Below are 26,945 nucleotides of genomic sequence, written 5' to 3'. Positions count from 1 at the left end.
GCGGACGGGTCAGGGCGTGAGCGTGATGCGGAAGACCGGGTGGTCGGGGGCGGCGGCCTGCAGCTCGGACTCCGAGGAGTTCACGGTGACTCCGTCGAAGAACCGGTTGACCTCCCAGCCCCACTTCTTCAGGTATCCGCGCAGGACCACGGCCTGCTCGGCGGGGTCGGTGAGCTCGGTGACCGTGAAGGCCTGCACCTTGCGGCCCAGCCGGAGCTCGCCGCCGCCCGCGGCGCGCATGTTGCGGACCCACTGGGAGTGGCCGCGGGCGGAAACGAGGTACTGGCTGCCGTCCTGGGTGTACGGGTTCACCGGGATCCGCTGCATCCGGCCGGAGGTGCGGCCGCGCACCGACAGTTCGGCCGTTCCGGCCAGGCTCATGCCGAAGCGGGCGAGCTTGCCGATGAGGGCGTTGAAGCGGATGCCGAGGGGGCTGCCCTGTACGTAGTACGGCTCGGGCGCGTTCATGGTGGCCTCCGAGGAGTTTGGGAGAGCACTGCTCTCGCTTGAGAACAGTGTGCACGGATCGCCGCTCCAAAACAAGAGCGGTGCTCTCGCACTGGATCGGCGCTCTTGTTGTTGGGCCGTGCTCTGCCCGCGTGGCACACTGACCTCCATGAGTACCGTGCGAGGGGCCAGGGAACGAGCCCGCATCGAAGTCACCGCCGCCATCAAGGACGAGGCGCGCCGCGCGCTCGCGGCCGAGGGCGCCGCCAAGCTCTCGCTGCGCGCCGTCGCCCGCGAACTGGGCATGGTCTCCTCCGCCCTCTACCGCTACTTCCCCAGCCGCGACGAGCTCCTCACGGCCCTCATCGTCGACGCCTACAACAGCGTCGGCGCCGCCGCCGAGGAGGCCGACGCCCGTTCGCTCGCCGCCGCCGGCGGTCCCCGCGCCCGCTGGGCCGCGGTCTGCGACCGCGTCCGCGGCTGGGCGCTGGAGCACCCGCACGAGTACGCCCTCATCTACGGCTCGCCCGTCCCCGGCTACACCGCCCCTCTCGACACCGTCGGCCCCGCCTCCCGGGTGGGCAACGCCCTCATCGGGATCGTCCGCGCCGCCTACGAGGGCCGTGGCATCGCGCTCCCGCCACTCCCCGCCGAGCTGCGCCCCGAAGCCGCCCGCATGGCCGCGGACTTCGCCGAAGGCCTGCCTCCCGAGGCCGCCGCGGCCCTGGTCGCCGCCTGGGCGCAGCTCGTCGGACTGATTTCCTTCGAGCTGTTCGGCCAGTTCGACCGGGTCGTCGAGGATCGTGCCGCCTTCTTCGCGCACGCTGCCGCACAGCTGGGGCAAGGGGTCGGCCTGCCCGCCGTGTAGGGCTGTACCGGGAGGGCGGTGGGACGGCCGTACGCGGGCCGTGCCGGCGGGGCGGGGAAAGGTCGCTTGTCAGTTCCTCCTATCGAAGCGCGGGAATCGTCCCTGGTGTGCACGGCCGCCCGTCTAGTGTTCCTCGGACCGGGCTCCCGCCCCGGTTGTCGTCCCCGGCGCCCGGCCATCGCCCCGGCGCCGCCCCGCCGTCGCCCCGAGGAGCAGTCATGACCCGCGCCGCGAAGGCCGTTTACGCCGTCCTGGCCATGCTCTTACTGGCCGCGCCGGCGCCCGCAGTCACCGCCTCGGCGAGCTCGGAGCCGGCGCGGGCCCGAACCGGGGGCCGTACCCCCGCCCCGGCCCCCGCCCCGACGCCCGAGGTGAGACCGACGCCCCGGGCTTCCGGCGTACGGGGCCTGGAGATAGCAGTCCCGGCCTATGTCTGGGCCGACGACCCGATGCTCGTCGACCTCACCGCCACCAGCCCGGCCACCTCGATCGTGGTCCTGAACCCGGGCAACGGCGACTCCCCGTTCGACGCCCCCTGGCGGGCCCGCGCCGACGTCCTGCGTACCGGCACCACCGCCACCGGCGAGAAGACCAAAGTGCTCGGCTACGTCCACACCGACCACGGCAACCGCGACATCGCCGCCGTCAAGGCCTCCGTGGACAACTACCTGAAGACTCCCGACGGGCGCCTCCACGTGGACGGCATCTTCTTCGACGTCGTCAGCCGCGACTGCGGCCCGGCCAACGCGGTCCGGGACTATTACGCGGAGCTGCGCCGCTACGTGCAGGACGCCATGGAAACGGCCGCGCCCGGCACGGCGGACCTGGTCGTCAACAACGCCGGTACGGCCATCGCCGATTGCTTCCTGGAGCCCGGTCGCCGCACCGCCGACGTCTTCGTCACCTTCGAGGACACCTACGCGGCGTACGCGGGCGGCGGCTGGCTCGGCGGCAATGTCTTCAACGAACTCACCGGCTACCGCTCCGGCGCCGAACTCGACCCGACCGGAACCGCGTTCTGGCACCTCGTGCACGACGTCCCGGACGTCGCCGCGATGCGTGCGACGCTCCGTACGGCGTTCGAGCGCGGCGCGGGCTACGCCTACGCCACCAGCGCGGAGATGCCGAACCCCTGGGACGCCCAGCCCAGTTGGAAGTACCGCGCCCAGACGGCGTACGCGTCGACCCTCGGGTGAACCGGTCCGTCGCGGACGGCTCCCGGGGACGATCGGCGAAGGAGACCGCGGCCTGGTTCCGCCGCCCGCGCTGACGGTGACGGCCGGGCACCGGTCACCGGCAACGACGGAAGCCCGACCGGGGCTACTTGCCGTCGTCCTGCGGGCGGCGGGCGAAGCGCCACAGGACGTGCGTGACCCGGAGCAGGAACACCGTCGCGGCCAGCACGCCGCCCACCGCCCACAGGATTCGGCCGGCGGCGGGGGAGAGGTCGAAGGCCCAGGCCGGGCCGTACACCGCCGCGAAGGCGATTCCGGCGGCGAAACCCCCGCTGACGAAGGCGTAGCCGATCTCGATGGTGATCGCGTCTCGGTCGGCCTGGCTGCGTGTCCCCATACGGGCAGTCTTGCCGCGGTGGCCGCACCACCGCAAGGATGCCGCCGGCACGCAGGGAGCGGGGTGCCCAGGGGTGCCGAGGGTGCCGAGGGGTGCCGAGGGGTGCCGAGGGGTGCCGAGGGGTGCCGAGGGGTCAGATCCCGGCCGTGTCCGCCCAGAGCCGGGCCAGTTCCGCATCGCCCGTGACGCCCGGACCGGTGAGCGGCCGCCGGTTCCACAGCGCCGAGTAGAGCCAGGAGGCCTCGCCCGTCAGCGTGCAGTCGGCCTCCTCGGCGTACGCGTCCCCGCGCACCGTACGCGCCGGCTCCTGGGACAGGTGCACGGTCCACACCGCGCCCGTGTCGGTGGCCCGTACGCGCATCACCCGCGGCTCCGCGGTCCGCACCCGGCTCTGCGGCCGCGCGTGGAACCCGGTCAGCAGTTCGTCGACCCCGTCCTGCGCGAGGTGGGGGTCCACCGCGCCGAAGGCCACGCCCAGCGCGGCTTCCGCGTCCATCCGGTGCACGGTGGTCTCGTGCGCCTGGCGCCGCGCCCAGAAGGCCAGCGGGGAGGACGGCGCGGTCGGCAGGAACGTCCAGCACCGCGCATCGGCCGGCGCCTCGCTCAGCGTCCGCACCAGCGTCGCGTGGCCCTCGCGGAACCAGGCCACCAGCTCCTCACCCGCCAGCTCCGGGGCGTCCGGGAAGGGAGTCCGCTCGCTCGGGCCCTGCGCCACGTACCCGGTCGCCCAGCGGTGCACGGAGCCGGTGTGGCGCAGCAGGTCGGCGACCCGCCACTCGGGGCAGGTGGGCACCAGGGCCTCCGTACCGGCCCGTTGTGCGGTGTCGGCGAGCTGCTCACCCTCGCGGGCCACGGTCTTCACGTAGCTGATGATCTCCATGCCGGGAGTCTCTCAGCCGCCCGTCGGGACGCACAACGGAGGATGATGGAGGCCATGGAGCACAGGGACGGCGAGCTCTTCCCACGGGAGCGGACCGAGATCGTACCCGGCGCCGTGCACGTGCCCGACTGGCTGGAGCCGGGCCGGCAGCGGGAGTTGGTGGAGGCCTGCCGGGGCTGGGCCCGGCCGCCCGCCGGGCTGCGCACGGTGCGTACGCCCGGCGGGGGGACGATGACCGCCCGGCAGGTGTGCCTGGGGCTGCACTGGTACCCGTACGGATACGCGTCCACCGCCGTGGACGGGGACGGCGCCCCGGTCAAGGCGATGCCCGACTGGCTCGCGCGGCTGGGACGCGGCGCCGTGGCCGCCGCGTACGGCCACGTTCCGGAGCGGGGCGTCGCCTACGACATCGCCTTGGTCAACTTCTACGAGGGCGACTCCCGCATGGGCATGCACCGGGACGCCGAGGAGCGCTCCGAAGCCCCCGTGGTCTCGCTGAGCCTGGGTGATTCCTGCCTCTTCCGCTTCGGCAACACCGCCTCGCGCGGGCGTCCGTATCGGGACGTCGAGCTGCGCAGCGGGGATCTGTTCGTCTTCGGCGGGCCGGTCCGACGGGCCTTTCACGGGGTGCCGAAAGTCCTGCCCGGCACCGCCCCGCCCGGCCTCGGGCTGACCGGACGGCTGAACATCACGTTGCGCGTCGGCGGGCTCGGCTAGCGGGCGGCGTCCGCGACGCTCCGATCATGCGAGGATCGCTGTCATGAACGGCAACGGGGCCCCGCGGCGGGTGGGGGATGCGACCACGGTGTCCGCTGGGACGGACAGGACAGGCGGGATGGACGGGGCGGGCGGGGTCGGCCGGACCGATGGGGAGTCGGCCTCGGCCACGGCATCCGCGTCAGTGTCCGCGTCCCCCTCCGCGTCCCCCTCCGCTTCCGCCGGCTCCGCGCGGACCAAGCTGGAACGGGGCCGCGGCGCGCTCGGGCCGGCCCTGGAGCTCGTCCACACCGGCCGGGCCCCGACCCGCGCCGTCCTGACGGCCGAACTCGGCGTCACCCGCGCCACCGCCGGCGCCGTCGCCGCCGAGCTGGAGGCGCTCGGCCTGATCCGCGTCGACTCCCGCCCCGGCGGGGCCGGCGGAGCCCAGGGGCGTCCCTCGCACCGGCTCTCCGTGGACGAGAACGGCCCGGTGGCGCTGGCCGCACAGGTGCACTCGGACGGGTTCCGGGCCGCGCTGGTCGGCCTCGGCGGCCGGATCGTCGCCACGGCCCCCGGCAGGGTCCCCGTGTCGGCCGACCCGGCGCAGGTGCTCCGCGCGGTCGTCGAAGCGGGGGCCGCGCTGCTCGCACAGACCGGCCGGCGCTGTGTGGGCGCGGGTCTGGCGGTGCCCTCGGCGGTCGCGGAGCCGGAGGGTACGGCCCTGAACCCGTTGCACCTGGCCTGGCCCGCCGGGTCCCCCGTTCGGGCCATCTTCGCCGACTGCGTGAAGGAGGCCGGCATCGACGGTCCGGCGCTGGCCGGCAACGACGTGAACCTCGCCGCGCTCGCCGAGCACCGCCACGGCGCCGGCCGCGGCGCGCAGCACCTGCTGTGCGTGGCCACAGGGCACCGCGGGGTCGGCGGGGCGCTCGTCCTGGACGGCCGCCTGCACAGCGGGAGTTCGGGCCTGGCCCTGGAGGTCGGCCACCTCACCGTGAACCCCGAGGGGCGCCCCTGCCACTGCGGCAGCCGCGGCTGCCTCGACGTGGAGGCCGACCCGCTGGCCTTCCTCACCGCCGCCGGGCGCATCCCGGGACCCGAGGTGTCCCTCCTCCAGCAAGCCCGTGACCTGTTGCGCGAGGAGTTCGCGGGCCCGGGGGTGCGGGCGGCCACCGAGGAGCTCATCGACCGGCTCGGCCTGGGTCTCGCGGGCCTGGTCAACATCCTGAATCCGGACCGGATCATCCTGGGCGGACTCCACCGCGAGCTGCTCTACGCCGACCCCGAGCGGCTGCGCGCGGTGGTCGCGGACCGCAGCCTGTGGGGGCGCAGCGGCGGCGTGCCGATCCTGCCGTGCACGCTCGACCACAACAGCCTGGTCGGCGCCGCCGAGCTGGCCTGGCAGCCGGTGCTGGACGACCCCCTCGGGGCCCTGGGCGCGGCGGCCTGACCTGTCGGCGGCCGCGCCGGGCGGATCCGGCGGCCGCGGGCTACCCGGGCCGGGCGCCGACCGAGGCCGTCACCGACAGGCCGGCGGAGACGCGCTCGAGGGGTACTGCCACGGGCGGGGCCGGGGCGAGGTCTCGTACCGGCTTCTCGGCCAGGAACACCGGGTGGTGTTCCGGCGCGGCCGGGCCCGGGGCGGCGCGCAGGGAGAACCACACCACCTTGCCCGGACAGTCTTCCTGCTGCCGCGCCCCCCAGGTCTCGCTGAGGGCCTCCACGAGCGCGAGCCCGCGTCCGGAGGTCTCCAGCGCGTCGATGCCGGAGATGCCGGCGGCCCGGATGGCCTCGGCGTCCCCGGAGGCCCGGAGCATCGGGAGGCGGGGGTCGCTGTCGTAGACGGAGACGGTCAGCCGGCCGAGGCGCAGCTCGATCTCGACCGTGCAGGTCTTGTCCGGCTGCGCGTGGCGGTGCACGTTGCTGAGCAGCTCGGTCACGCCGAGCGCGGCCCGGTCTATGAGCGGATCGAGCTGCCAGTGGCGCAGTTGCGCTGAAACGATTCGGCGGATCTGTCCGATCCGCATGGGCAGGGCCTGCAATTTGACCACGCAGTGCCTGCGGGAATGACTGATCACGGCTGCGACTCCCCGACATCAGTGTTACGGGTGCTGCACCCTCGGTGACGCCTCCCCAGGGTTACCCACTGTGCGCCGGTGCGCAACCGAACGCGACCGAAAGCGATCCGCATGGATCCCCAAAGTGACTGTTTGTGCAGGTGAGGGGGGTACATTGCGAAAGTGGGCGGCAAAGAGGCGATGCGGTGCGCCGCCCGCCGGGAACTCGGGACATCGGGAAGTACGAAGGAGCACGGCGCATGAGCACCACCGGTACGACCGCCACGACCATCGACGTCGACCGCAGTGACGCGGACTACCGCGCTTGGCTGAAGGAAGCCGTCCGCAAGGTGCAGGCGGACGCGAACCGCTCCGCTGACACCCACCTGCTGCGCTTCCCGCTCCCCGAGGCCTGGGGCATCGACCTCTACCTCAAGGACGAGTCCACCCACCCGACGGGGTCCCTCAAGCACCGCCTCGCCCGCTCCCTGTTCCTCTACGCCCTCTGCAATGGCTGGATCCGGCCCGGACGCCCCGTCATCGAGGCCTCGTCCGGCTCCACCGCCGTCTCGGAGGCGTACTTCGCCAAACTGATCGGCGTCCCGTTCATCGCCGTCATGCCGCGTACGACGAGCCCCGAGAAGTGCCGGCTCATCGAGTTCCACGGCGGCGAATGCCACTTCGTCGACGACTCGATGAAGATGTACGAGGAGTCGGCCGAACTCGCCGCCCGCACGGGCGGCCACTACATGGACCAGTTCACCTACGCGGAGCGGGCGACGGACTGGCGCGGCAACAACAACATCGCCGAATCGATCTACCAGCAGCTGCGCCTGGAGCGTTACCCGGAGCCCACCTGGATCGTGGCCACGGCCGGCACCGGCGGCACCTCCGCGACGATCGCGCGCTACGTGCACTACATGCAGCACGACACCCGCATCTGTGTCCCGGACCCGGAGAACTCCTGCTTCTTCGACGGCTGGACCCGCAGCGACCCGCACGCGACCAGCGACTGCGGCTCGCGCATCGAGGGCATCGGCCGGCCCCGGATGGAGCCGAGCTTCGTACCCGGGGCCATCGACCGGATGATGCGGGTCCCCGACGCCGCGAGCGTCGCCGCGTGCCGGGCGCTGGAGGGGGCGATCGGCCGCAAGGCGGGCGGTTCCACCGGTACCGGGGTGTGGAGCGCGCTGAAGATCATCTCGGAGATGGTGGCGGAGGGCCGCACGGGCAGCATCGTGACCCTGCTCTGCGACCCGGGCGACCGGTACCTCGACAAGTACTACTCCGACACGTGGCTGGCGGAGCAGGGGCTCGACATCGCCCCGTACACGCGGACGCTCGAGACGATGCTGGCGACCGGTGTGTGGAGCGAGCCCGTCGGCTGAACGCCTTCCCTCGGCCGAAGGTCGCCCCCGAAGGTTTTCCCTCGCCGGGGCCCGGTCCGCTGGCTACGCTGTGCGGACTTCGGGAATGGGCCGGGGCGGGGCGGGGCGGGGTCGAACGGGGCGGGGCGGGGAGCGATGGCGGAGAGCACGGACGGCGTTCGCGGTACCGGGAGCGAAGGCGCGGGCCCGGGTGGGCCGCCGGCCTGTCCCCGGTGCGGCCGGGAGGACGAGGTGCTCGGCGTGTCCGCCGCGTACCTGCGGGCCAAGGCCAAGATGAGGGTGGAGCGCACGCGCACCGAGGACGACAGCGTCACGATCCGCGAGGAGAACTCGGCGCTGGCCAAGGCCCTGGCGGTCGCCCCGGACGAGCCGGACAACGGCACCATCGGCTGCCTCGGGGCGGTGCTGGTCCTCGTGTCGATCGGCGCCTTCGTCTGGGGTGCGATCGAGGGGGAGTGGTTCGACGGCGACACGGCCCCGCGGCTCGGGGGCAGCGGCGACGGTGACATCTTGTTCGCGGCCGACGAGACCACGGGCTACCTGGGCTGGATCTCGGCCGTCTCGCTGCTCGTGGGCGTCGTCCTGTTCGCCCTGTCGGGCCGGGCCGTACGGACCTGGCGCCGCCGGACCGAACCGGGCCGGGTGGCCGCCGACCGCGTCTGGGCGGAGGGCTGGTATTGCGGCCGTTGCGGCACGGCCCACTTCGCGGGCGAACGGGCCCTGAGCCTGCAGGAGTTCCGGACCCGCGTCTGGTCGGCGGGCGGCTACGGGGACCTGGCCGTGCGACACCCCGCGATCTGAACCGCCTCGGAGCTGCCGCGACCGCCCCGACGGCCGGCCGCCGCGGCTCCGTGCGGACATCGACCACGGCGGAATCTCGGGGGAACCATGACGGGTGCCGGATACAGCAGACCGGAGCGGGACGCACGGACACGGGACCAGTTCCCGTCGTCCCCTTGGCGACCCCAGGAGGCGGACACGGGCGCGGGCGGCGGCTCCCTCCCCGTGTGTCCCAGTTGCGGCCGGGACGACGAAGTGCGGGCGGTTCAGGCGGTGTTCCTGGAGGGGCACCGACACGTCCGCATGCAGGAATGCGCCGGTGACCAGCGTCACGACGTCACCCGGGAGGTGGTTTCGCGCCTGGGGCGGGCCCTGGCGCCGGCGCCGCCCGCGCCGCGAGTCCAAGGGCGGGGAGGCCTGGGTGTGGTCCTGGCGCTGGTGGCGGTCGGCACCTTCCTGGCCGGCTCGCTGGCCGGGCACTGGTTCGGCAGGGATACGGGAGAGTTCCGGCCGGAGTATCCGTACCAGGGGTGGAACGAGGCCGCCCCGGCGCCCGAAGCCGACTTCCTGTTCCTCGGCGTGATCTCGGTGATCGCGCTGCTGGGCGCCGCCTGCCTCTTCGCGGCGGTGGCCAGGGCCAAGCGGGCGTACCGCGCGCGGACGCGGCCGGGCCTCGCCGCCGCCGAGCGGCTCTGGATCCGGGGCTGGTACTGCGGGCGTTGCGCCAGGGTGCGCTTCGATGGCGAGACCGCGGCCCTGACGCTGCAGGAGTTCCGGGTACGGGTGTGGACGGCCGGGGGGTACGGGGATCTGGCCGAAACGCATCCCGCGGTCGACCTGTTGGTCGCCCACAGGCCGGACGGGTCCTACTGATCGACTGCTGATCGGCTGCCGACCCGCTGTCGACCCATTGCCGACCCGCTGCGGATCCGCTGTCGACCCACTACGGATCCGCTACTGATCGGCCCCGCGGAGCCGCTCCGCCAGCCGGAGGTCCAGCGCACGGACCGCCGAGCGGAACGAGTGGCCGAGTCCCGGCCGGGCGGCGGTGAGGGCGAAGCGGACGGGGGCCGGGGCGTCCGCCGCGAAGGTCCACCGGACGTGGGTGCCGGAGCCGGAGGGAGCGAGCCGCCACTCCTCCAGCAGGGCCCGTATGCCGGGGGCGTTGGTCTCGTCGACGCGGTACGCGTAGCGCCGCTCCGGATCCGCGGCCATGATCGTCTCCTGGAACCGGACCCCGCCCGCGAGTTTGACCTCGCGTCCGGCGCCGCCGTGCGTGGGGCGGGCCAGGGTGACGGCCCGGAACCAGCTCGGCCAGCCCTCGACCTCCTCGGCCAGCGCCCGGTACACGTTCTCGGGAGCCGCCGTGGTCCGGGCGGTGAAGACCAGGCGCGTGGGGGCGACCTCGATGAAGTCCAGCCCCACGGGGCGGAGTCGGCGAGCCATGGCGGTACTCCCTCGGTTCGGCGGACTGCCGGCGGTGTACCCGGCGGGCGTGGGCTGCCACCCTAACTGTCGGACCGTCAGATGTCCGCCATGGGGCTCCACCGCATGACGCCACCGCATGACGCCACCGCATGACGCCACCGCATGACGCCGCCGCAAGACGCCGGCGCGTGACTCCGGCGCGGAGCGGCCAACCCGTTTCGCGGACCGGGCCCCGGCCGGGACAATGCCGCACATGCTTATCAGAGCAGCGCACATCGACGAGCTCTCCCTCCTCCAGGACATCGAGCGGGCCTCCGGGGAATGCTTCCGGGCCATCGGCATGCCGGAGATCGCCGACGACGAACCGCTTCCGCTGGAGGAACTCCTCGGCTACCGGCGGGCCGGGCTGGCCTGGGTCGCGGCCGACGGCGCCGGGACGGGAACCCCGGTCGGCTACCTCATCGCCGACCGGGTCGACGGGAACCTCCACGTCGAGCAGGTGTCGGTGCACCCGGACAGCGCGCACCGCCGCATCGGGCGGGCCCTGCTGGAGCACCTCGCGGAACGGGCCACGGCGGAGGGCGCCCCCGCGCTGACCCTGACGACCTTCACCGACGTACCGTGGAACGCCCCGTACTACGCCCGCCTCGGCTTCCGGGCCCTGGCCGAGAGCGGCCTCGGCCCCGGCCTGCGGGACATCCGCGACCGTGAGGCCCTGCACGGGCTCGACCGCTGGCCCCGCGTGTGCATGCGCCGGGACCTGTGAGGGCCGCCGGTCAGAGCTCCGGAAGGTCCGCCGGGTAGAGCAGGGTGAGGTCCTCCTTGCTCGGATCCGCCAGCTGCGCCACCCGCCCCGCGTGCCGCTCGACCATCGACTCGAAGGTCTGGCGGGCGGTGCGGCCGTTGCCGAAGGCGGGCCCCTTGGGCAGGTCGGTGAAGTACGTCAGCAGCGCCTCGGAGGTCTTCTCGCCGAGCAGGTACTCGTGCTCCTCGGCCTGCTGCTCCACGATCCGCAGCAACTCCCCGGGCCCGTAGTCCCCGAAGGTGATGGTCCGGGAGAAGCGGGAGGCCACCCCCGGGTTCACGGTGAGGAAGCGGTCCATCTCCGCCGTGTACCCGGCGACGATCACCACCACCGCCTCCCGGTGGTCCTCCATCAGCTTCACCAGCGTGTCGATCGCCTCGCGGCCGAAGTCGCGGCCCGAGTCCTCGGGCGCCAGCGCGTACGCCTCGTCGATGAACAGCACCCCGCCCCGCGCCCGGTCGAAGGCCTCCTGGGTGCGGATCGCGGTGGACCCGATGTGCTCGCCGACCAGGTCGACCCGGGACACCTCCACGAGGTGGCCGCGCTCCAGCACCCCGAGGGAGGCCAGGATCTCCCCGTACAGCCGGGCCACGGTGGTCTTGCCGGTGCCGGGGGAGCCGGTGAAGACCAGGTGGCGGCGGACGGAGGCGGCCTTGAGCCCCGCCAGCTGCCGGCGCCGGCCCACCTCGATCATGTCGGTGAGGGCGCGGACCTCGCGTTTGACGCTGTCCAGTCCCACCAGGGCGTCGAGGTGCCCCAGCACCTCGCCCGAACCGCGGCCCGGAGACTGCCCGGTGGCGCCGGGGTCCGTCTCGTCGGCCGGCCGCTGGGCCGGCACCCGCTCGGCCGTGCCCGTCGCCACGGGGCTCCGCTCGGCCGTGACCGTACGGATCCCCGCGTGGTCCCCGGCTGCCGCCACGCCCGAGCCCGAGCCGACGCCCGAGCCGAGGCTCGCGCCCGCGCCGGAGGCGGACCGGGCGGCGAGGCGCGGTCCGGACTCGTCGCTCGTGCAGTCCTCGGCGACCGGGCCGTCCTCCGCGAACTCGTAGCCCCCGCGCGCGCAGCGCTCGGTGTGGCAGCGGTGCAGGGAGGTGCGGCAGCCGTCGATGACGTGGAACCCGAAGCCCGCGCTGCCCGTGACCCGGCACGCCGTGAAGGTTCCGCGCCCGCCCGCCGACACGTAGAAGCCGGCTTCGGCGGGGGAGCTGACCGTGCACCGCTCCAGGGTGGGATCCGCGCCCTTGGTGACGATCACGCCGGTCTGCACGGAGTCGATGGCGCAGTTGGCGAGGGTGCCGCCGCTTCCGTGGTCGCGGAACCAGGCCCCCGTCGCCGCCTCCCGGATCCGGCAGTCGTCCAGCTGGGCCGTCGCCCCGTCGCTCACCGAGACGGCGGTGTTGCGCACTTGGGAGAGATCACTGTCCACGACATCCACCCGCGAGCCGCGGTCCAGGACGAACAGCGCGTCCGGAACGTCGTGCACCCGGCAGGAGTCCAGGGAGACCGCGGCCCCGTCGCTGATCCAGACGGCGGGATAGTCGCCGGTGCTGTCGTGGATCTCGCAGGAGTCGGCGACGACACGGGTGCCCGGATCCCACACCGACAGGCCGTTGCGGCCGAAGCGGCGGACGGTGGTGCGGCTGAGCGTGAGCACGGAGCGGGAACGCAGGTCCACCGCGTTCTCCGGGATGTCGTGGATGTCGCAGCCGGCGAGCGTGAGGACGGCGTCCGTGTCGAGGGTGACCCCGTCGGTGGAGGTGCGGTGGACCGCGCAGTCGGTGAGCACGGCCGTGGCCCGAGCGGCGATCTGCACGCCGGTGCCCTTGATCTCGTAGACCTCGCAGCCCAGCGCCTCCAGGCCCGAACCGTCGCCGGTCACGCCGATGCCGGCGCCCGTGGCGTGGTGGATCCGGCAGCGCTCCAGCCGGGGGTGGCCACCGCCGCGCACCGAGAATCCGGTCTGGCCTGCGGCCACCACCTCGCAGTCGGCGAACACCCCGCCGCCGCCGTCCAGTACGGCGATCCCGACCCCGGCCGCGTTCTCCACGGTGCAGCGCCGGACCAGGGGCCGGGCACCGTTCCCGCGGACCTCGATGCCGGCCGCCGAGCGGGTGCTCACCCGCAGGTCGGTGAGCTCGGGGGCGCCGTCCTCGACGAGCAGCGCGGGCGCCGTGGGGTCCTGGCCCTCCAGGTGGAGGTCCTGGATGACGGCCGAGGCGCGGACGGTCAGCGCGACCCCGTCGAGCGGTGCGATCCGCACCGAGCCCAGCGCGGCCTCCGGACCGCGCAGGATCACGGCGTGCTCCAGCACCAGGTTCTCGCGGTAGGTGCCGGGCGCGATGGACAGGACGTCGCCGTCACCCGCCACGGCCAGCGCGGCGGTCAGAGTCGGATATTCACCGGAGCGGCGACGCCACCGCGAAGAACCGCCGTGCGTCACCTGGACCGTGCCCTGAGCCATGGTGCTGTCGTGCCCCCACCCTCGTGTTCTGTATGTCCGCCTGCTGATCGTCCTGCTGATCGTCCGCGCGCCCGAACCGTCCGCGTGTCGACCCGTGCGCGTGCCCGACCGTGCGGGGGCCCACGCCGCCGAACCGGCCGCTTGGATCGGAGCAGCCGCTCCGGCGCTCCACCGTAGCGCGCGCGGGGCCGGTGAGTTGCCAGGTCAGCTGCCCGCACCTGCCCGGCCCCAGTCCGGTCCCGCCGCGGCCCACGCGCGGTCCAGCCGGATGTACCGCCGATGCATGAGCCTTCGTACGACCAGGCGGCGGATCGTCTCCACCAGTGCGGCCATGACCAGCGCCGCCGCGAGCCCCGCCATGACCGCGTGGAAACTGGCGGAGGAGGGATCGAGGGGCTGTCCGACCAGCCGTCCGCGCGTATCGGTCCATATCCGGAACCGGTCGCCGGGATGCGGCGGTTCCTCCGCGGCCGGCACCGTGCCCTGGTGGCTGCTGCCGTCGGGGGCCGTCCACGACGCGACGATCCGCGTACGCTGCGGGGTCTGGCGCTGCGCCGTGGGATCGGCGGCCGCTCCGACGACCGGCTCCGGTGTCGGCCGCACCACCACCGCCGGTACGAGATGACGCTCGTGCCGCTGTTCGCGCGCGGCCCGCTGCAGCGTGCCGTCCACCCGCAGGCCGGCGGCCCAGCCAATGGCCGGAGCCACCAACAGGACGCACAGCAGCGCCGCGAAGGCCACCCACGCCTCGAAAAGATCCGTCTGACGGCGCAGCGGATTGCGCCGCCAACGCCACACTCCCATTGCTGTCCGCACGATCCGGCTCCCCCTGCTTGTGCCAGTCTGCGCCTGCCTGCCGTCCCAGCCTCCCGCACGCCCCGCTCACCCGCATTCCGGGACGTGCGAGACGTGTGTCACCCGATCCGGTGCTCACGTCCCGAACGATCCAACGGGCAAGCGGTGGCGGTTGGTTCCAGGGTGGCGCGAGAGCCCCTCGAAGGTGTGATTCCGGGTGGTCTCACCGGTCCCCTCGCTCCGGATCCAGGCCCGGCTCCGGTCCCCTGGCTCCCCTGGCGCGAGCCCCCCGGCTTTCGTGCCTCCCGGCTCCGGGCGCCCTCACTCCAGGACGCGCACCTCGTCGCCGACCCGCACCGTCCCCAGCCGCACCGGCACCAGCTGGCGGCCGAAGGCCAGCGACTTCCCGATCCGCCGGTGCCTGGCCAGGGTCTGGAGCGGTTCCTTGCCCCGCAGCGCCGTCGTCTGGTCGGTGGTCGTGACGATGCAGCGCCCGCACTCGCGCGCCCCGCGGAAGACGGCGTCGCCGATCGCGAGGAGTTTCCAGCCGTCCTCGGCCCATGCCTCGGCTCCGGACACCACCACGTTCGGGCGGAACCGGTTCATCGGGAGCGGGCCCTCGTCGGGATGACTGCCCTGGGCGATCAGCGCGTTCAGCGCGTCCAGCGAGGCGAGGGTGGCGATCAGCAGCGGATAGCCGTCGGCGAGGCTCACGGTCTCGCCGGGCAGCGCGTAGGCGGGATCCACCGGCCGCCGTACGGCCGGGTCGTCCAGGTGCACGAGGCGCGCCGGTACCCCCAGGTACGCGGTGAACCAGTCGGCGGCGGCGTGCGCCGCCGCCACGGTCTCGATCTTCTTGCCGAAGAGCACCACCGGCTCCGGCGCCCCGCCCTGCGGGACCTCCACCGTCAGATCCGCCATGCCCGGCGCCGAGACCTCGAACCCGCCGCCCCCCAGCGGACGGGCTCTGGCCAAGGCCAGCCTCGGCTGCTGGCGTTGGGTGATGACCGTGCCCTCCCCGTCCACCACGGCCCACCGGCGGTCCCCGGACAGACCCCAGGGCTCCACGGCCACCTCGTCGGGAGCTGTCCCCGCTACCGATTTGACGGGATGGACGTGGAGTGCCTGGACGCGCAGTTTCACCATGGGGAAATTCTGCCAGCTGCTCTCAGCGACTCCGCGGCGACCTCGTCGGAGAGGGCTGGACGGGCACGGCGGTCAGTAACCGCGCCCCTGCGGCTGGTACGGACGCCCGTACGGGTCCTCGAACGAGGGGGCCGGGACGGGAGCGGGCTGAGCCTGCATCGGACGCGGCGCGGCCGGGCGCATGGCCTCGTACCCGGTGCCCGTGGCCACCGGGCGGGGCTGCTGCGGCTGGGGCTGCGGAACGTAACCCGTGCGGGCGGCGAACGGCTGCGGCGGCTGCTGCTGCGGCACGTACGGGACCGGCGCCTGCTGGAGCGGCATCGGCATCGACATGGGCTGCTGCATCTGCTGCATCTGCGCCATCTGCGGCATGGGCCGCATCTGCTGGGGCGCGGCCTGCTGCTGGTACGGGTACCCGTACGCCGGGGCGTGCTGCTGCTGTTGCGGGAGAGCGGGCGGCAGTGCGGCCGGCAGGGCGGGGAGCGAGGACGCGAGGGCCGGCAGGTACCCACCGCTCGAATAGCCGGAGCTCGGTGAGTCGTAAGCGGCCGGGACGCGGATCGGGGCGATCTGCGGAGTGCCGCGTTCGGCCACGAGGGAGTCGTAGATAGGGGTGTCCGGGAAGGAGGGCGCGGAGTAGTAACCGCCGCCATAAGTGGAGCGGGGGGAGGTCATGGACCTAAGTTAAGCCCACGACTTCACCGGGTCCATAGCGAGGTGCCGCCAACACCCCCCTGACCTGCATATTCGCAGGTCAGGGCCACAGCTCTCACTTCACGTTCACGTGCACGTTTTGGTCACTTCCGTCCCGTCTTGCTCCTACTCGTACTCACCGGTTGGGTGTTGCACGAATGATGAGCCGGCTTGTCGCTGACGAACCGTCATAACCGTGTGACCTCGAATGACGTGAATTCGTAGGGTGGGGTCCGGTTTCAGGCATCTCCGGGGCGGGCATAGGTACGCCCTTTCCATGCCGCTCCGTGTCCGCGGTAGTGCTGCACGGCCGAGTCGACGGTCATCAGGAGGTAGAGCAGCGCGGTGAGCGGGAGGAGCGGAGCGAGGGCGGCCGGCTGGCGGTAGTAGCGCAGCATCGGCAGGTAGGTGCCGGTCATCAGCAGCCAGGCCAGGCCACCCGCCCAGGCGACGGCGGGCCGGCCGGCGGCCAGGCCGGCGAGGAGCGCGGCCGGCGGCACGAGGTAGACGAGGAGCAGCCCGGCCACCGTCCCGGCCAGGACCGCGGGCCGGTGGCGCAGTTGCGCGTAGGCGCTGCGCGAGACCATCCGCCACAGGTCCGCGAGGGAGGCGTACGGGCGCACGCTGTCCACCCGCTCCGCGAGCCCGAGCCAGATCCGCCCGCCGCTTCGCTGCACCGCCCGGGCGAGCGAGACGTCGTCGATGACGGCCTGTCGGATCGACTCCGGGACCCCGGCCCGGACGGCCGCCTCGGTGCGCAGCAGGACGCACCCGCCGGCGGCGGCCGCGGTGCGGGCGGCGGGGCGGTTGATCCAGCGGAAGGGGTAGAGCTGGGCGAAGAAGTACACGAAGGCCGGCACGATCAGCCGCTCCCAGACGCTGACGGCCCGCAGCCGGGCCATCTGGGAGACCAGGTCGAGATCGGCCGCGGTCGCGGCGCAGACCAGCTCGCGCAGGCTGTCGGGTTCGTGGGCGATGTCGGCGTCGGTGAGGAGGAGGTAGTCGGGGGCGGCGGAGCCCGGGACGGGGCCGGACCCGGAGCGGGCGTGGGCGATGCCGTGCCGGAGCGCCCAGAGCTTGCCGGTCCAGCCGGCGCCGGGCTCGCCGGGGGACAGGACGGTGAGGGGCAGCCCGGGCTGCGCGTCGGCGAGCCGCCGGGCGAGGGCGGCCGTGCCGTCCGTACTGCCGTCGTCGACCAGGATGACTTCGACCTCGCCGGGATAGTCCTGCGCGAGCAGCGAGGGCAGGCTGCGCGGCAGCACCTCGGCCTCGTCCCTGGCCGGGACGACGATCGCGACGGACGGCCAGTGCGCGGGGGCGTGGCGGGGAGGAAGGCGCATGTCGGTCCGCCAGAACATGCCTTGGCCGAGGGCGAGCCAGAGCCAGACGGCGAGCGACGCGCACGCGGCGACGAGGAGGAAACCCATCCCGGCAGTGTGCCGCGAACGGCGCCGCACGGGGCGGCGGGACACCGCGGTTCGACGGCCGGGTCGCGGCCGGCCCCGGCGCCGCTGCGCGGGGCCGCTTCCCGGCGGGTGCGGGGCCGCGGCGAGGTACGGTGCCGGGCCGGGTGCGTGCCGCGGATGCGGACGGGGTTCCGGTGGGACGGGCTTCCGAGGGGATGCGGCAGTGCTGTCGCCCTGGAGGCGGCCGGGGGATCGATTAAGGTGACCAAGTGAAGATCGCCCTCATGGACTCCGGTATCGGCCTCATCGCGGCGGCTGCCGCGATGCGCCGGCTGCGGCCGGACGCGGACCTGGTGCTGTCCTGCGACCCCGACGGGATGCCCTGGGGTCCGAGGACCCCGCAGGACCTCACCGGTCGGGCCCTCTCCGTCGCGCGGGCCGCCGCCACGCACCGGCCGGGCGCGCTGATCGTCGCCTGCAACACCGCTTCCGTACACGCCCTGCCCGCGCTGCGCGCCGAGCTGGAGCCCGGGATCCCGGTCATCGGGACCGTGCCGGCGATCAAACCCGCCGCGGCAGCCGGAGGGCGCGTGGCCATCTGGGCCACCCCCGCCACCACCGGCAGCCCCTACCAGCGCGGCCTGATCCGCGACTTCGCCGGCGGGGCGCGCGTCACCGAGGTGCCCTGCCCGGGGCTGGCCGACGCCGTCGAGGGCGGCGACGAGGCCGCCGTCGTACGGGCCGTCGCCGCGGCCGCCGCGCTGACTCCGGCCGACGTCACCGACGTGGTGCTCGGCTGCACGCACTACGAGCTGGTCGAAGCCCCCATCCGGGCCGCGCTCGACCGGCGCACCGGCGGCGGGGCGTACGTCTTCCACGGCTCCGCCGAAGCCGTGGCCGTCCAGGCCCTGCGCCGGCTGGGCGCCCGCCCGGAGCCCGGCCTGCCGCACACCGGCAGTCTGACCGTCCTGCTCAGCGGCCGACCCGGCACGCTGCCCGAAGCCGCCCTCGGATACGGCGAAGGGCGCCTGCTGGCCGGCCGGAGCGTCGTCGGGGAAGCCGTCGGGAGAGCCGTCTCGGGATGACGCCCGAGGACACGGAACTCGTCGCGGCCGCGCGGGAACTCGCCCGCACCCGGTGCCGCGGCGAAGACCACACCGTGGCGGCGCTGGTCCGGGCCCGGGACGGGCGGACCGTCCCCGGCGTGAACGTGTACCACTTCACCGGCGGCCCCTGCGCCGAGCTCGTCGCCCTCGGTGCGGCCGTCGCCGCCGGAGTCGCAGAGCTCGACACGATCGTCGCCGCGGGCGACGCGGGGCGCGGCGTGCTCCCGCCGTGCGGCCGCTGCCGTCAGGTCCTGCTCGACCTGCACCCGGACATCCGGGTGATCGTCCCCGCGGGCGGGGGCCTGCTGCGTACCGTGCCCGTCACCGAGCTGCTCCCCACGAGCTACGCCGGGCCCGCCCTGCGGCCGGACTCCGGCTGACGCGCAGCCGTCGCGGCGGCGCCTCCGGCCGCCGAGAGGCGGCCGGCCAGTTCCCGTAGGCCGGCCGCGTCCAGCACACGGTCCCCGAAGCCCGGCAGTGGTACGTGCAGCAGGGCCGTCCACGACTCGGGCACCGCCGCCGAGCCGTACCGGGCCCCGGCCAGGGCTCCGGTCACCGCCGCCACCGTGTCGGTGTCCCCGCCCAGGTCCACGGCGGCCCGTACGGCGTCCGCGAAGCCCGTCGTGGTGCGCAGGGCCCACACCGCCGAGCCCAGGCAGGGCCACACCGCCCCGTTGAACTCGGTGGCCAGCCCCGGATGCCAGTCCGGGGCCAGGATCAGGCCGTACCGCTCGCGGTGGCCCGGGTGCACCTGCGCCAGCGTCGCGGGGAGCGCCGCGAGCGGGTCCCCGCCGTCCAGCGCCACCCGTACGAGCTCGTGCAGGACGGCCGTACCCTCCCAGGCGGCCCGGTCCCCGTGGGTGAGAGCGGCGATCCGCCGGGCGGCGGCCATGGTCGCGTCCCGGCCGGCCGGAGCGAAGTACACCGCCGAGGTCGAGGCGCGCATCAGGGAACCGTTGCCCGCCGCCCGCGCGTTGACCTGGAAGTGCAGCGCGGCGGCCAGGTCCCAGGGCTCGCCGTTCGTCAGTACGTCCTCGGTCTGGAGCCCGATGTCCTTGGGGTCCGCGGCCGCCCAGCGCCGGAACCGGTCGAAGACATCGGGGAGTTCGAGCCCGCCGCGTTCCAGCAGCGATTCGCCGACCAGCACCGCCATCTGCGTGTCGTCCGTGGCCTCGCCCGGATCCCACCCGCCGCCCCCGCGCATCTCCTCGCCGCGGGCGCTCAACTGCCCCGCGGGGCCGAACTCGTAGGGCGCGCCGAGCGCATCGCCGGCCGCCGAGCCGAGTACGGCTCCTACGGCGCGATCGAGCCGGGTGGTCATGCGTCCTCCTCGTACGGTCCGGGGCACACGCAGTCCAGCACACCGCGGGCGAAAGCGTCCAGGTCGTCCAGTCCGGCCGCGGCCAGTGTGCCCGGGGCCCCCGCCAGGAGGTGGGGGAGGGCTCCGTGCAGGGCGAGGGTGAGGGCGCGGGCGCGCTCCGGACCGGCCTCCAGTCCGGCCGTGCGCAGCAGGTGCCCGTACGCGGCGAAGTCCGCCGCCGCGATCGGGTCCAGCAGCGCGGCCAGCCACGGCCGCCGCGTCGCCTCCGCCTGGAGCTCCAGGTACGCCACCACACGCGGGCGCCCCGGCCCGGCCACGTCGCGCAGCAGCCCGGCGAGCAACGCGGCGAGCCCGGCCCGGCCGGCGGGTCCGGGACCCGCGGCCGCGAGGCGGTCGGCGAGCTCCCGGTACTGCTCCACGCAAGTCTCCGCGACCGCCCGCAGGAGCGCGTCCCGGGTCGGGAAGTAGTTCTTGGTCGTGCCGAGCGGCACGCCGGCGGCCGCGTCCACGGCCCGGTGCGTCAGGCCGCGCCCGCCCGCGTCCGCGAGTACCGCGGCGGCGGCTGCGCACAGCCGGTCCTTCCGGTGCTGGTTCACTCTGGCAGTTTAACCACACCTGTGGTACCACGGATGTAGTACCACAGGTGTGGTGGTCAAGGCTGTGAGCGAGAGAGCGAGAGGTGTGCCATGGACACGGATGCGTCGGATCCATCGGGTGCGGTGCGCGAAGCGCACAGGACGGGAACCGCGCTGGTCGTCGGCGCCGGGGTCGGCGGTCTCGCCACCGCCGTCGGACTGCGCCGCGCCGGCTGGGAGGTGACCGTACTGGAGCGCCGGGCGGCGCCGGAGAGGTACGGGACCGCCTTCGGCATCCACCCCACCGCCCAGGCCGCCCTCGACCGGCTCGGCCTCGGCGAGGCGCTCCGGGCGCGCGCGGTCCCCTACCGCCACGCACGGATCCGGCGCCCCGACGGACGGGTGCTGGCCGCGCTCCCGCTGGAGCGGATCGAGCGCAGGGCGGGCCGTCCCGAGCTGCTCATATCCCGGCCCCACCTGATCGACGCGCTGCTCGCCGAACTCCACCGGCTGGGCGGCACGCGCATCACGTACGGGCAGGCCTACGAGGCTTCGGCCGCACCCGGCGCCACCCTCCTCGTCGGCGCCGACGGGATCAACAGCGCCGTCCGCGCCACCCGCTTCGGGACGGTCAGCGGTCCGCGCGAGCTCGGTACCGCCGCGTGGATCGGGATCGCCGGATTCGAGACCGGAGTCCACGGCGAGACCTGGGGCGAGGGCCGGTTCTTCGGGATGACCCCGGTCGAGCCGGGCCGCACCAACTGGTACGCCGCTGTCCCGGGGGCCACCACCGCCGAGGAGCTGAGGGCCGCCTTCGCCGGCTGGCACGACCCGATCCCGCGCGTCCTGGCCGAAACCGACCCGCGGACGTGGATCCGCTACCCGATGCGCCACCTGCACCCCGCGCTCCCCGCCTTCATCCGGACGGCCGGCCCCACCGGCCCCGCCGGTCCCGTCGCGCTGGTCGGCGACGCGGCGCACGCCATGACCCCCAACCTGGGACAGGGTGCCTGCACGGCGCTCCTCGACGCCGAAGCCCTGGCCCGGGCCGTCGCCGTCCACGGACCCGGCGCCCTGCCCGCCGCGCTGCACGCGTACGAGGGCGAGCGCCGGCGCAGTGCCCAGCGGGTGGCGTTCGGTTCCCGGACCCTGCACCGGTTCGTGACGGCCCGCCGTCCGGCGCTGCGCGACGCCCTCGTCGGCCTGCTGCCTGGTTAGGGCGCGCCTTTCGGATCGGGCCGGATCACCTCGTGGTGCCCTGTGCCCTGTGCCCTGTGCCCTGTGCCCTTTGCCCTGTGTCCGGTGCCTGGGCCGTGCGGCCCAAGAGGTCGGTGGCATCCATGCGGAACGTGAGTACGCTGCTACACATGACGGTTCACCCCCCGGGTCCGCTCTGGACGGGCCGGGCTTCCAACCGGGCGCAGTGGGTCCTCGCCGGAGCCGGCGCGGCCTGCCTGGCGCTCGGCGTCCAGCTCGCCGTCGACCAGGCCTGGGACTCCGGATTCGTCGCGCTGCTCATGGCGGTGATCGGCTGCCTCGCCGCGGGCCTGCTCATCCTCTTCGGAACCCTCGCCTTCGTGCACGCCGCCGTCACCGTCGACGCCGATGCCATCGAGGTGCGGTGCGGGCACATCGGCCTGCCGCGACGCAGGATCCGGCTCGCCGATGTGGCCGCCGCCGAGTACGTACCCCGGATCACCCCGCAGCAGTGGGGCGGCTGGGGCTACCGCTGGCGCCCCGAGCGGGGCACCGCCGTCATCGTCCGGCGCGGCGAGGGCCTGGAACTCCGGCTCGGCGACGGCAAGCTCTTCACCGTCACGGTCGACGACGCGGAGAACGCGGTACGTGTGATCCGCACCCATCTGCGCGCCCTGGCCCACTGACTCCGCCACCGGCACAGCGAGGGGACGTACACTCCGCCAGATGAGCAGCAGTGCGACCCGCGCGGCCGGGAACGACGCCGGGAACGAGCCCGGGAACGAACCGCAAGGGCAAGCGGAAGCGGGCGTGCGGACACGGACACCGGAGGCGGGCGCCTTGGCGGGCTCCCCCGCGCGGCGGTGGGCCGGCCGGCCGGCCCGGGCCGCGGCCGCAGTCCTCTCCGGGGTGCTCCTCTACCTCAGCTTCCCGCCCCGCCCCCTGTGGTGGCTGGCCCCCCTCGCTCTCGCCCTGCTCGGCTGGTGCCTCTACGGGCGCCGCGCGCGGGCCGGATTCGGCCTCGGCGTCCTGCACGGCCTCGGCTTCCTGCTCCCGCTGCTCGTCTGGACAGGCGAGGGCGTCGGTCCCGTCCCGTGGCTGGCCCTGGGCACCCTCGAATCCCTCCTGATCGGCCTCACCACCCTCGGCATCGCCCTCGTCAGCCGCCTCCCCGGCTGGCCGCTGTGGGGCGCCGCCGTCTGGATCGCCGGCGAGGCCCTGCGCGCCAGGGCCCCCTTCGGCGGCTTCCCCTGGGGCAAGCTCGCCTTCGGCCAGCCCGACGGGGTCTTCCTGCCGCTCGCCGCGCTCGGCGGCACCCCGCTGCTCTCCTTCGCCGTGGCCCTGTGCGGATTCGGGCTGTACGAGGTACTGCGCGTCGGCGCCGGCACCCGCCGGGCCACCGCCGCGCTGCTCGCCGCCACCGCCGTGGCCGCCCCGCTCGCCGGGGCCCTCGCCGCCCGGCCGCTGGTCTCCGACGCGGCCGAGGACGGCACCGTGGTGGCCGCCGTGATCCAGGGCAACGTCCCGCGCGCCGGATTCGACTTCAACGCCCAGCGCCGCCAGGTACTGGACAACCACGCCAACCGCACGATCCAGCTCGCCCAGGACGTCAAGCTCGGCAAGGTCGCGAAACCGGACTTCGTCGTCTGGCCGGAGAACTCCTCCGACATCGACCCCTACACCGAGCCCGATGCCTACGCCGTCATCGACAACGCGGTCAAGATGATCGGGGTACCCGTCGCCATCGGCTCCGTACTGGCCCCGGAGACCGGCCCGCTGCGCAACACGATGATCCTGTGGGACCCGGTCAAGGGCCCCGTCGACACCTACGACAAGCGGAAGATCCAGCCCTTCGGCGAGCGCATCCCGATGCGCTCCTTCGTCCGGCTCTTCAGCTCCGACGTCGACCGGGTCCGGCGCGACTTCGGCCCCGGAAAGGAGCCCGGGGTCTTCGACATGGCGGGCAGCGGAGTCGGCTTGGTCACTTGCTACGAGGCCGCCTTCGACGACGCGGTCCGCTCCACCGTCCGGGCCGGCGCCCAGGTCATCGCGGTACCCAGCAACAACGCCACCTTCGGCCGCACCGAGATGACCTACCAGCAGCTCGCCATGGACCGGGTCCGGGCCGTGGAGCACAGCCGGACCGTGCTGGTGCCCGTCACCAGCGGGGTCAGCGCCGTGATCCGCCCCGACGGCGAGATCGTCCAGCAGACGAAGATGTTCACCGCCGACGCCCTGGTCGCAAAGATCCCGCTCCGCTCCACCGAAACCCCCGCCACCCGCTTCGGCCCGCTCGCCGAGTACCTCCTGCTGGCCGTGGCCGCGGCCGGACTCGGCTGGTCGTTCGCCCGCCGGTCTCCCCGGTCCGCCCGGTCCTCGTAGGGTCGGGGAATGACCACACCCGATTTCATCCGCACCCTGCGCGCCACCGCCGGGCACCAACTGCTCCTCCTGCCCGGCGTGACCGCCGTAGTCGTCGACGACCGGGGGCGGGTCCTGCTCGGGCGGCGCGCCGACACCGGGCGCTGGTCGGTCATCGGCGGAATCGCCGAACCGGGGGAGCAGCCGGCCGACACGGCGGTGCGCGAGGTGTACGAGGAGACCGCGGTGCGGTGCGTACCGGACCGTGTGGTGCTGGTGCAGATGCTCCCGCAGATGACCTATCCGAACGGGGACGTCTGCCAGTTCCAGGACATCACCTTCCGCTGCCGTGCCACGGGAGGGGAGGCGCGGGTCAACGACAACGAGTCGCTGGACGTGGCCTGGTTCGAGCCGGACGCGCTGCCGGAGCCGCTGGAGTCCTTCGCGGCCGACCGGATCCGCCAGGCCCTGCGCGACGAGCCGACCTGGTTCGAGGCCCCCGCCCCGGTGTGACCCAGGACCCCGGCGGCACGACACCCAGTCCCCGGACTCAGCCGTTGTCGGACGCCTCGCGGTACAGCTCCACCGCCTGGTCGCCCATGACCGCGCTGTAGGAGACCTCCGGAACGGTCCCGCCGCCCTCGTAGCCGCCGAGGACGCCCGCCAGGGCGCCGTCGACGAGCCACGGGCTGCCGCTGGTGCCGCCGCTCAGGTCCGGGCACTCGATGCGGCGCTGGGTGTCGGAGAGCAGGGTCGTGCCGTTGGCGCAGTGCAGCGGGGAATCCTCGCCGCTGGGGTAGCCCACGATGGACACGGTGGCGTCGGCCGGCTGCTCGGCGGCGACCGCGAAGCCCCCGACGGCGTCCTCGATCCGCCGGCCGTCCAACGGGGCCACCGTCGCGAAGGCGATGTCCTCGTCGGGGTCCTCGGAGTCCGTCCAGCCCGGGGCCACGTACATGTCGGTCAGCTTCCACAGACCGTAGGGAGTCTCGCCGTCCCGGTAGCCGGGGGCGAAATAGGTGGTGTCCAGGCTGCCCAGGCAGTGCGCGGCGGTGGCGATGACGTCACGGTCCGGGCTGCGCACCACGGAGGCGGTGCAGAAGTGTCCGCCGCCCTGCCCGCCCGCGAACAGCGCGCCGACCCGCCCGGCCGTGACATCGGCGGGTGCCGTGCCGGTGACACCGAGCGGCGGTACGGCCAGCGCCGCGGGGGCGTCGACACCGAGCAGGGCCGCCATCGCGGCCAGGGCGAACAGGATCCGCGAAGCGCGCCGGCCACGGGCACGGGCGCGGCTGCGGCGGTCCGGTCGGGAGGAGAGGCGCTGGATCATGCTCCGAGCCTTCCCGGGGAAGCTGTGACAGGAGCCGGGAAAACCTTGTGAATCCGCTGTGAATGTCAGCCGCGCCGCTCGTACACCGTCACCCGGCGGCCGCGGACCTCCCGGTCCTCCACCACCGTGAACTCCGCCCGCAGGACGGCCGCCTTCGCCCGGTCGGCCGCGGAGCCCGAGGGCTTCGGCGGCTTGCCCGCCCGCCCGGCGTCCGACACCAGCAGCACCCGCCGCTGCCCCCGCAGAGCCGCCGAGATCCGCGCCGGGGCGGCCTCCTCGCCCTTGAGGGTGCCCGACTCCACCGGGCCGCGGGCCAGCGCGATGTCCGTCAGGCCGGCGAACGCCCCGGGCGAGACCAGTGCGGCGTCCCGCCGGGCCGCCGGAACGAAGAGCACCGCGTCGCCCTCCCGTTTCAGCCCGGACACCTCCCCGGCCACCGCCAGTACGTCGTCCACCCGGCTGGCCGGGGACCTGTCGGCAAGCGAAACGGGCAGCAGGGCCAGCGCCGAGACCCCGACCACGGCCGGCACGAGCAGGCCCGCCGCCCTCGGGTACCGGGGCGCGAGGGCCCGTACGGCCGCGCCCAGCGCCGCACCGAGCAGCAGGGCCAGACCCAGCATGGCGAACAGCACGTACCGGTCCACGAACAGCGGCTGGACCAGGGAGGCGGCGGCCAGCCCCAGCAGGGGCACCGCCAGCAGCGGCAGCCCGACCGAAGCGGCCGTCAACCGGACCGGCAGACCGGTGCGCGGCCCGTTCCAGCGGTCCGCCAGGGCGCCCAGCGCGCCGACCGCCACCAGGACGGCCGGGCCGATCATCATGTGCCAGGTCAGCGGCGGTATCCAGGAGACCTGGCCGGACTGGGTCCGGCTGAACAGGATCAGCGGCAGCGCCCCCGCCACGGCCGTCGCCGACGCGAGCAGCCAGGGGGCGAGGACGCGGCGCCCGGGACGGACCCGCCACAGGGTCACCGCGTGCGCGGGCAGGATCAGCAGCGAGAGCCAGTTCAGCAGGGCGCAGACCAGCACGAGAGCCCCGTACGCCGTCCAGCGCGGCCAGGTCCGCCGCGCGGTCCCGGTCCCGGTACCGGTGGTCGCGATCAGCGAGACCAGCAGCAGGGTCGACAGCCCGGCCCCGCCCGCGACCAGCGCGTACGCCCGGCCCTCCTGGAGCTGGAACTGCACGGCCGGCAGCAGACCGAGGACAAGTCCGCCGCCCAGTCCCGCCCAGGGGCCGGCCAGCCGCCGCCCGATCAGCGCCACACAGCCGGCGGCGAGCGCCACCGCCAGGACAGAGGGCAGGCGCAGGGTGGTCGTGCTCGCCCCGAACACCTCGAAGAGCGCGTGCATCAGCAGGTAGTAGAGACCGTGCACCGCGTCCACGTTGCCGAGCAGGTGCCAGATCTCGCCGGGGGAGCGCTCCGCCACCTGCCACGTCGCCGCTTCGTCCCGCCACACGCTGTTCTGCCGGGAGAGCCCCCACAGGCCGAACATCAGCGTCCAGAGGACCGGAACCAGCCATACGAGATGCGGCCGTCGGATGTCGGCGGGTATGTGGGAAGTCATGAACTCGTACGGGTCCCCGGTCTGACGTTCGGGCGGAAACCACCAGTCTATGGACGACACGGACG

General features: G+C 74.0%; 28 protein-coding genes. 14 read left to right on the top strand and 14 right to left on the bottom strand.

What is annotated here, in order from left to right:
• Positions 1 to 9: 9 nt before the first annotated feature.
• A complete protein-coding gene (locus tag OTB20_RS26080) occupies positions 10 to 468 on the bottom strand; it encodes a nitroreductase/quinone reductase family protein (protein WP_267821019.1) in 459 nt (152 codons plus the stop codon).
• A 148-nt stretch (positions 469 to 616) separates the two neighbouring features.
• Between OTB20_RS26080 and OTB20_RS26075 the strand changes: the two genes are divergently transcribed.
• Both OTB20_RS26075 and OTB20_RS26070 read left to right on the top strand, forming a co-directional pair.
• Positions 617 to 1,315: a TetR/AcrR family transcriptional regulator gene (locus OTB20_RS26075; RefSeq protein ID WP_267821017.1), complete on the top strand. Its 699-nt coding sequence runs from the start codon at positions 617 to 619 to the stop codon at positions 1,313 to 1,315.
• Between the two features lie 218 nt (positions 1,316 to 1,533).
• Positions 1,534 to 2,511: a spherulation-specific family 4 protein gene (locus tag OTB20_RS26070; RefSeq protein ID WP_267821015.1), complete on the top strand. Its 978-nt coding sequence runs from the start codon at positions 1,534 to 1,536 to the stop codon at positions 2,509 to 2,511.
• 124 nt (positions 2,512 to 2,635) lie between these two features.
• On the opposite strand, the gene OTB20_RS26065 is transcribed toward OTB20_RS26070, so the two are convergent.
• Positions 2,636 to 2,887 (bottom strand): DUF6332 family protein, encoded by a 252-nt coding sequence (locus OTB20_RS26065; RefSeq protein ID WP_267821013.1) that lies wholly within the window; start codon positions 2,885 to 2,887, stop codon positions 2,636 to 2,638.
• A gap of 133 nt (positions 2,888 to 3,020) precedes the next feature.
• Positions 3,021 to 3,767 carry a maleylpyruvate isomerase family mycothiol-dependent enzyme gene (locus OTB20_RS26060; RefSeq protein ID WP_267821011.1) on the bottom strand — a complete coding sequence of 249 codons (747 nt, stop codon included), beginning with the start codon at positions 3,765 to 3,767 and terminating at the stop codon, positions 3,021 to 3,023.
• Between the two features lie 54 nt (positions 3,768 to 3,821).
• Here OTB20_RS26060 and OTB20_RS26055 point away from each other — a divergent pair, with 54 nt between their 5' ends.
• Both OTB20_RS26055 and OTB20_RS26050 read left to right on the top strand, forming a co-directional pair.
• On the top strand, positions 3,822 to 4,484 hold the full coding sequence (locus OTB20_RS26055) for an alpha-ketoglutarate-dependent dioxygenase AlkB family protein (RefSeq protein WP_267821009.1): 663 nt from the start codon (positions 3,822 to 3,824) through the stop codon (positions 4,482 to 4,484).
• Between the two features lie 184 nt (positions 4,485 to 4,668).
• Positions 4,669 to 5,916 carry an ROK family transcriptional regulator gene (locus OTB20_RS26050; protein ID WP_267821007.1) on the top strand — a complete coding sequence of 416 codons (1,248 nt, stop codon included), beginning with the start codon at positions 4,669 to 4,671 and terminating at the stop codon, positions 5,914 to 5,916.
• Between the two features lie 40 nt (positions 5,917 to 5,956).
• Here the strand turns inward: OTB20_RS26050 and OTB20_RS26045 are convergent, their stop codons facing one another.
• Positions 5,957 to 6,544 (bottom strand): ATP-binding protein, encoded by a 588-nt coding sequence (locus OTB20_RS26045; RefSeq protein WP_267821005.1) that lies wholly within the window; start codon positions 6,542 to 6,544, stop codon positions 5,957 to 5,959.
• A 239-nt stretch (positions 6,545 to 6,783) separates the two neighbouring features.
• Here OTB20_RS26045 and OTB20_RS26040 point away from each other — a divergent pair, with 239 nt between their 5' ends.
• The 3 genes from OTB20_RS26040 to OTB20_RS26030 all read left to right on the top strand — a co-directional run bounded on the left by OTB20_RS26040 (position 6,784) and on the right by OTB20_RS26030 (position 9,564).
• Positions 6,784 to 7,911 (top strand): PLP-dependent cysteine synthase family protein, encoded by a 1,128-nt coding sequence (locus OTB20_RS26040; RefSeq protein WP_267821004.1) that lies wholly within the window; start codon positions 6,784 to 6,786, stop codon positions 7,909 to 7,911.
• A 240-nt stretch (positions 7,912 to 8,151) separates the two neighbouring features.
• Positions 8,152 to 8,712, top strand: a complete 561-nt coding sequence (locus OTB20_RS26035; RefSeq protein WP_267821002.1) for a hypothetical protein — start codon at positions 8,152 to 8,154, stop codon at positions 8,710 to 8,712.
• A 402-nt stretch (positions 8,713 to 9,114) separates the two neighbouring features.
• Positions 9,115 to 9,564: a hypothetical protein gene (locus OTB20_RS26030; RefSeq protein WP_267821000.1), complete on the top strand. Its 450-nt coding sequence runs from the start codon at positions 9,115 to 9,117 to the stop codon at positions 9,562 to 9,564.
• 81 nt (positions 9,565 to 9,645) lie between these two features.
• Here OTB20_RS26030 and OTB20_RS26025 read toward each other — a convergent pair whose 3' ends face one another.
• Positions 9,646 to 10,137 (bottom strand): SRPBCC family protein, encoded by a 492-nt coding sequence (locus OTB20_RS26025; RefSeq protein ID WP_267820998.1) that lies wholly within the window; start codon positions 10,135 to 10,137, stop codon positions 9,646 to 9,648.
• Positions 10,138 to 10,372: 235 nt separating this feature from the next.
• On the opposite strand from OTB20_RS26025, the gene OTB20_RS26020 reads away from it, so the two are divergent.
• Positions 10,373 to 10,885 carry a GNAT family N-acetyltransferase gene (locus OTB20_RS26020; protein WP_267820996.1) on the top strand — a complete coding sequence of 171 codons (513 nt, stop codon included), beginning with the start codon at positions 10,373 to 10,375 and terminating at the stop codon, positions 10,883 to 10,885.
• A gap of 10 nt (positions 10,886 to 10,895) precedes the next feature.
• On the opposite strand, the gene OTB20_RS26015 is transcribed toward OTB20_RS26020, so the two are convergent.
• The 5 genes from OTB20_RS26015 to OTB20_RS25995 form a co-directional block, all read right to left on the bottom strand.
• Complete coding sequence (locus tag OTB20_RS26015; RefSeq protein WP_267820994.1) at positions 10,896 to 13,385, bottom strand: right-handed parallel beta-helix repeat-containing protein; 2,490 nt, start codon at positions 13,383 to 13,385, stop codon at positions 10,896 to 10,898.
• A 204-nt stretch (positions 13,386 to 13,589) separates the two neighbouring features.
• The gene (locus OTB20_RS26010; protein ID WP_267820991.1) at positions 13,590 to 14,201 is read right to left on the bottom strand and encodes a hypothetical protein; all 612 of its coding nucleotides are present in this window, start codon (positions 14,199 to 14,201) and stop codon (positions 13,590 to 13,592) included.
• 300 nt (positions 14,202 to 14,501) lie between these two features.
• Positions 14,502 to 15,326, bottom strand: coding sequence for an MOSC domain-containing protein (locus OTB20_RS26005; RefSeq protein WP_267820989.1), 825 nt, complete (start codon positions 15,324 to 15,326; stop codon positions 14,502 to 14,504).
• Between the two features lie 72 nt (positions 15,327 to 15,398).
• Complete coding sequence (locus OTB20_RS26000; RefSeq protein WP_267820988.1) at positions 15,399 to 16,001, bottom strand: DUF6643 family protein; 603 nt, start codon at positions 15,999 to 16,001, stop codon at positions 15,399 to 15,401.
• A 257-nt stretch (positions 16,002 to 16,258) separates the two neighbouring features.
• Positions 16,259 to 17,446 carry a glycosyltransferase gene (locus OTB20_RS25995; RefSeq protein ID WP_267820986.1) on the bottom strand — a complete coding sequence of 396 codons (1,188 nt, stop codon included), beginning with the start codon at positions 17,444 to 17,446 and terminating at the stop codon, positions 16,259 to 16,261.
• A gap of 248 nt (positions 17,447 to 17,694) precedes the next feature.
• Between OTB20_RS25995 and OTB20_RS25990 the strand changes: the two genes are divergently transcribed.
• A complete protein-coding gene (locus OTB20_RS25990; protein WP_267820984.1) occupies positions 17,695 to 18,510 on the top strand; it encodes a glutamate racemase in 816 nt (271 codons plus the stop codon).
• A complete protein-coding gene (locus OTB20_RS25985; protein WP_267820982.1) occupies positions 18,507 to 18,911 on the top strand; it encodes a cytidine deaminase family protein in 405 nt (134 codons plus the stop codon). The genes OTB20_RS25990 and OTB20_RS25985 overlap by 4 nt, the downstream gene beginning before the upstream one ends.
• On the opposite strand, the gene OTB20_RS25980 is transcribed toward OTB20_RS25985, so the two are convergent.
• On the bottom strand, positions 18,875 to 19,852 hold the full coding sequence (locus OTB20_RS25980; RefSeq protein WP_267820980.1) for an ADP-ribosylglycohydrolase family protein: 978 nt from the start codon (positions 19,850 to 19,852) through the stop codon (positions 18,875 to 18,877). The two genes, OTB20_RS25985 and OTB20_RS25980, sit on opposite strands and share 37 nt — an antisense overlap.
• The gene (locus tag OTB20_RS25975) at positions 19,849 to 20,448 is read right to left on the bottom strand and encodes a TetR/AcrR family transcriptional regulator (protein ID WP_267820978.1); all 600 of its coding nucleotides are present in this window, start codon (positions 20,446 to 20,448) and stop codon (positions 19,849 to 19,851) included. Before OTB20_RS25975 ends, OTB20_RS25980 begins: the two co-directional genes overlap by 4 nt.
• A 90-nt stretch (positions 20,449 to 20,538) precedes the next feature.
• Between OTB20_RS25975 and OTB20_RS25970 the strand changes: the two genes are divergently transcribed.
• The 4 genes from OTB20_RS25970 (at position 20,539) to OTB20_RS25955 (ending at position 24,498) form a co-directional block, all read left to right on the top strand.
• Positions 20,539 to 21,645, top strand: a complete 1,107-nt coding sequence (locus OTB20_RS25970; RefSeq protein WP_267820976.1) for an FAD-dependent oxidoreductase — start codon at positions 20,539 to 20,541, stop codon at positions 21,643 to 21,645.
• 149 nt (positions 21,646 to 21,794) lie between these two features.
• Entirely contained in the window at positions 21,795 to 22,310 is a 516-nt protein-coding gene (locus tag OTB20_RS25965; protein ID WP_267820974.1) for a hypothetical protein, read from the top strand.
• A 40-nt stretch (positions 22,311 to 22,350) separates the two neighbouring features.
• On the top strand, positions 22,351 to 24,006 hold the full coding sequence (lnt, locus tag OTB20_RS25960; RefSeq protein WP_267820972.1) for an apolipoprotein N-acyltransferase: 1,656 nt from the start codon (positions 22,351 to 22,353) through the stop codon (positions 24,004 to 24,006).
• 9 nt (positions 24,007 to 24,015) lie between these two features.
• The gene (locus OTB20_RS25955) at positions 24,016 to 24,498 is read left to right on the top strand and encodes an NUDIX hydrolase (RefSeq protein ID WP_267820970.1); all 483 of its coding nucleotides are present in this window, start codon (positions 24,016 to 24,018) and stop codon (positions 24,496 to 24,498) included.
• Between the two features lie 37 nt (positions 24,499 to 24,535).
• Here OTB20_RS25955 and OTB20_RS25950 read toward each other — a convergent pair whose 3' ends face one another.
• On the bottom strand, positions 24,536 to 25,315 hold the full coding sequence (locus tag OTB20_RS25950; protein ID WP_267820968.1) for a trypsin-like serine peptidase: 780 nt from the start codon (positions 25,313 to 25,315) through the stop codon (positions 24,536 to 24,538).
• A gap of 65 nt (positions 25,316 to 25,380) precedes the next feature.
• Positions 25,381 to 26,880: a glycosyltransferase family 39 protein gene (locus OTB20_RS25945; protein WP_267821029.1), complete on the bottom strand. Its 1,500-nt coding sequence runs from the start codon at positions 26,878 to 26,880 to the stop codon at positions 25,381 to 25,383.
• Positions 26,881 to 26,945: the final 65 nt, after the last annotated feature.

This window comes from Streptomyces sp. H27-H1 (genome assembly GCF_026627445.1).
GTDB lineage: Bacteria > Actinomycetota > Actinomycetes > Streptomycetales > Streptomycetaceae > Streptomyces.
Note: the sequence above shows the minus strand (reverse complement) of the source record. Positions and strands in the feature narration are given on the sequence as shown.